1 protein-coding gene is annotated in these 1337 nt (G+C 68.3%); it reads left to right on the plus strand.

Annotated features, from left to right (window positions below; translation table 11 throughout):
• Positions 1-1337 (plus strand): AsmA family protein (locus AOQ71_RS47765; RefSeq protein WP_488226146.1); only part of this gene is annotated, 1337 nt, incomplete at both ends.

A 1337-nucleotide genomic window follows, 5' to 3' on the forward strand; every position in this document is an offset into this window, starting at 1 on the left:
GGCTCGAGCTGCGCGCACCCGGCATGACGCAGGTTTCGCTCAACGGCGCCGCGCCCGGCGCCGACAGTTTCAGCGGCCGCCTCAGTGTCGAGTCCTCCGATCCGGATACGCTGGTGGCCTGGCTGCAGGGCCGCAACGAAATTATCCGGCGCAGCACGAGGCCGCTCCGTCTCGATGGCAATGTGACGATCGCGGCCAATCATCTGGCCATCGACGCCCTGAAGGCCGACATTGAAGGTGGCACCGTCCAGGGGCGGATCGCCTTCGTGCAAACGGGCGCGAACAAAGGCTCGCGGATCGAGGCGGAGCTGAAGGCGGACCGTCTCGATCTCGATGCCGCCACGAGCTTTGTCCGCGCGGTCGCAGGTCCCCAAGGCGAATGGCCGGAGGAGGCGAAACTTTCGCTCGACATCGGCCGCGCGATTTCGGCGGGACAGGAGCTGCGGCCGTTCGCGGCCAGGCTCGGCTACGGCCCGACCGCACTCTCGCTGGAGCAATTGCACTTCGGCCAGGCCAGCGGCGTGACCACGGAGGCGAGCGGCAGCTTTGACCGCACCAGGGCCACCGGCAAGCTCGCGCTGAAATCGTCGGCCAATTCTCTGCGCGATCTCACGGCGTTGCTGGAGCCGGTCGCGCCCGCGGTCCGCGCGCGCTTCGACGCCATCCCGGCCTTGCCCGGCGCAACGCGCTTGAAGCTCGACCTCAGCCTTGACAAGAGCGCCGAACATGCCGACCGCAGCGATGCCCGTATCGTGTTCGACCTCGATGCGCCGCAGCTCAAGGCCGCCGCGACGTTCGCCGCGCAGCCGCAGGTCGCGGCGGTTGGCGGCCTCGACATCGAAAAACTACGGGGCAGCGACTTCACGCTGGAGTCGAAAATCTCGACGCCGCAGGCCGCCGCGCTGACGGCGCTGCTTGGCCTCGATCGCATCGTTGCCGCAGGCGCGGGCGCCGCGCAGATCGAGGGCAGGCTGAGCGGCGCCTGGCGACGGCCGATGCAGCTGAATGCAAAGCTCGGTGGCGGCGGCCTGGACGCGGATGCGCAAGGCAGCGTCGACTTGTCGGCGGCTGAGCCCAAGGCAAACGTGAACCTGCACGTCCGCAACGTCAATCTGGCGCCGCTGTTCGGGGCCGCTCCGGCCGATAAATCGGCTCAGACTGCGAGCCTGTCCTCCCGCCTCACGCTGGCAGGCAATCGCCTGATCTTCGACGATCTCGACGGCACCGCATCGGGTTCACGCCTGCGCGGCCATCTCGTCGTGACGCTTGATCAGGAGAAGAGCGTCGACGGCGAAGTCGGGCTGGACACGCTCGACCTGATGCCGGCGCTCGCGCTT

Origin of the sequence: Bradyrhizobium manausense (assembly GCF_001440035.1) — a bacterium.
GTDB classification, from domain to species: domain Bacteria; phylum Pseudomonadota; class Alphaproteobacteria; order Rhizobiales; family Xanthobacteraceae; genus Bradyrhizobium; species Bradyrhizobium manausense.